This window comes from Neisseria sp. P0022.S010 (assembly GCF_051956635.1).
In genome coordinates, this window is sequence record NZ_JBQCXF010000347.1 from 1 (window position 1) to 3,176 (window position 3,176).

Consider the following 3,176-nt stretch of genomic DNA (forward strand, 5'->3'; position numbering starts at 1 on the left):
TCGTTCCTAGTTACGGGTATTTAATAAATAATTCTTTTAGAGGCCGTCTGAAAACTTAGCACCACTTATTCGGTTTCATCGGTCCGCCGTGTTCGATGTAATGCACAAACTCATCACGGAAATGCTTAGTAAAGCTGCGGACAGGGAAGACGGCGGCATCGGCAAGAGCGCAGATGGTGCGGCCTGCCATTTGGTTACCGACGGAATCCAGCAAATCCAAGTCTTCCATGCGGCCTTTGCCTTCTACGATGCGGTGGACGATGCGGTAAAGCCAGCCCGTGCCTTCTCGGCAAGGCGTACATTGGCCGCAAGACTCGTCGTAGTAGAAGTAGCTCAGACGCTCAAGGGCTTTCACCATGCACACGTCTTCGTCCATCACGATAATCGCGCCGGAACCGAGCATCGAACCTGCCTTGGAAATCGAGTCGTAGTCCATGTTGGTCTGCATCATGATATCGGCAGGCAAAACTGGCGCAGACGAACCGCCGGGAATAACGGCTTTAAGTTTTTTACCGCCGCGCATACCGCCCGCCATTTTCAGGACTTCGGCAAACGGCGTACCCAATGGCACTTCATAGTTGCCCGGGCGCTCGACGTGGCCGGAAATACAGAACAATTTGGTACCGCCTGCATTCGGAATACCTTTATCGGCAAATGCCTGTCCGCCGTCACGGATAATGAATGGGACGGAGGAGAACGTTTCGGTATTGTTGATGGTGGTCGGTTTGCCATACAGGCCGAATGAAGCAGGGAATGGCGGTTTAAAGCGCGGCTGGCCTTTTTTGCCTTCCAGCGATTCGAGCAATGCGGTTTCTTCGCCGCAGATGTATGCACCGTAGCCGTGGTGGGCGAAAAGTTCGAATTCAAAATCCGAACCCAAAATATTTTTACCCAAAAAGCCTGCGGCGCGCGCTTGCTCCAAAGCGGCCTCAAAGCGTTGGTAGCCTTCGAAAATTTCGCCGTGGATATAGTTGTAGCCAGCTTTCGCACCCATTGCGTAACCGGCAATAATCATGCCTTCAATCAGGGCATGAGGATTGAACATGATGATGTCGCGGTCTTTAAATGTACCCGGCTCGCCTTCGTCGGTATTGCAAACCACATATTTTTCGCCCGGGAAGGAGCGGGGCATAAAGCTCCATTTCAAACCAGTCGGGAAGCCCGCACCGCCACGACCGCGCAAGCCGGAGGTTTTGACTTCGTCAATCACGTCGGTTTGCGAGATGTTTTCGGACAGGATTTTACGCAGGGCGGTATAGCCGCCACGTTTGACGTATTCGTCCAATGTCCAGCAATCGGGATTGGCGGTATCCACTTGGTCAAAAATCACGCCTGATTGGTAAATAGCCATTTTTGGTGTGCCTGTTTGTTTTCGTATCGGTTGCAGCCGTTGTTTTCAGACGGCCTTTTATTTCAGTTCGGCAAGTTTCTTGTCAATTGCTTCTTCGGTCATAAAGCTGCACATGCTGTGGTTGTTGACCAGCATAACCGGGGCGTCGCCGCATGCGCCCATGCATTCGCCTTCAACAAGGGTGAATTTGCCGTCGGGCGTGGTTTCGCCGTAGCCGATACCGAGTTTTTTCTTCAGGTATTCGCCGGTATCCATGCCGCCGCGCAGGGCGCAGGGAAGGTTGGTGCAGACGGTCAGTTTGTATTTGCCGACCGGCTCGAGGTCGTACATATTGTAGAAAGTGGCGACTTCGTATGCCTGCGCCGGCGTGATGCCGATGTAGTCGGCAACAAAGGCGATGGTTTCGGGGGCGAGCCAGCCTTTTTCGGTTTGGGCGATACGCAACGCGCCCATGATGGCGGAACGGCGTTGGTCGGCGGGATATTTCGCCAACTCGATGTCGATTTGTTTTAAGGATTCTGCGGATAACATTATCGGTCAACCTCCCCGAATACGATGTCCTGCGTACCGATGATGGCAACGACGTCGGCAAGCATGTGGCCTTTTGCCATTTCGTCCATGCCTTGCAGGTGGGCGAAGCCGGGTGCACGGATTTTCAGGCGGTAGGGTTTGTTTGCGCCGTCTGAAATGATGTAAACGCCGAACTCGCCTTTCGGATGTTCGACAGCGGTATAGGTCTCGCCCTCAGGAACGTGCATACCCTCGGTAAAGAGTTTGAAATGGTGAATCAGGTCTTCCATACCTGTTTTCATTTCGGTACGTTTGGGCGGAGCAAATTTGTGGTTGGTGGTAATGACCGGACCGGGATTGACACGCAACCACTCGGAGCATTGTTTGATGATGCGTACGGATTGACGCATTTCTTCCATACGGCAGAGGTAACGGTCGTAGCAGTCGCCGTTGACGCCAACGGGGATGTCAAAATCCATTTTGTCGTACACTTCGTAAGGCTGTGTCTTACGCACGTCCCATTCCACGCCCGAACCGCGCAGCATCACGCCGGTAAAGCCTTTTTGCATGGCGCGCTCAGGAGTGACAACGCCGATGCCGACGGTACGCTGTTTCCAAATACGATTGTCGGTCAGGAGGGTTTCGAGTGTATCGATGTTTTTCGGGAAACGTTCGCAGAAGGCGTCGATAAAGTCGAGCATGGTGCCTTCGCGGGATTCGTTGAGCTGCTTCAATACTTTGGCGTTGCGGAATTTGCTGCTCTCGTATTTAGGCATGAAGTCGGGCAGGTCGCGGTAAACGCCGCCGGGACGGAAATAGGCTGCGTGCATACGCGCGCCGGACACAGCTTCATACAAGTCCATCAGCTCTTCGCGGTCGCGGAAGGCGTAGAGAATGGCGGTCATCGCGCCGATGTCGAATGCGTGCGAACCAATGCCCATCAAGTGGTTGAGGATGCGCGTTACTTCGGCGAACATGACGCGGATGTATTGGGCGCGGATAGGTACATCAATACCGGCAAGTTTTTCTACTGCCAAACAATACGCCTGCTCGTTGACCATCATGGAAACGTAGTCCAGTCTGTCCATATAAGGCAGGGCTTGCAGGTAGGTTTTGGTTTCCGCCAGTTTTTCGGTGCCTCGGTGCAGGAGGCCGATATGCGGGTCGGCACGGACGATTTGTTCGCCGTCCAACTCCAAAATCATACGCAATACGCCGTGCGCCGCAGGGTGTTGCGGGCCGAAGTTGATGGTGTAGTTTCTTAATTTATTGGCCACCGTAGTTCTCCTCACGGACGATACGCGGCGTGATCTCG

The 3,176-nt window shown here is 53.5% G+C and carries 3 protein-coding genes; all 3 read right to left on the bottom strand.

The window, feature by feature from the left end; translation table 11 throughout:
- Positions 1–55 precede the first annotated feature (55 nt).
- The 3 genes from nuoF to nuoD are packed head-to-tail and all read right to left on the bottom strand — an operon-like array spanning position 56 to position 3,138.
- Positions 56–1,351, bottom strand: a complete 1,296-nt coding sequence (gene nuoF, locus ACTHUT_RS16505; protein ID WP_003686543.1) for an NADH-quinone oxidoreductase subunit NuoF — start codon at positions 1,349–1,351, stop codon at positions 56–58.
- Positions 1,352–1,408: 57 nt separating this feature from the next.
- The gene (nuoE, locus tag ACTHUT_RS16510) at positions 1,409–1,882 is read right to left on the bottom strand and encodes an NADH-quinone oxidoreductase subunit NuoE (protein WP_003686707.1); all 474 of its coding nucleotides are present in this window, start codon (positions 1,880–1,882) and stop codon (positions 1,409–1,411) included.
- A complete protein-coding gene (nuoD, locus tag ACTHUT_RS16515; protein ID WP_003686526.1) occupies positions 1,882–3,138 on the bottom strand; it encodes an NADH dehydrogenase (quinone) subunit D in 1,257 nt (418 codons plus the stop codon). Before nuoD ends, nuoE begins: the two co-directional genes overlap by 1 nt.
- Positions 3,139–3,176: the final 38 nt, after the last annotated feature.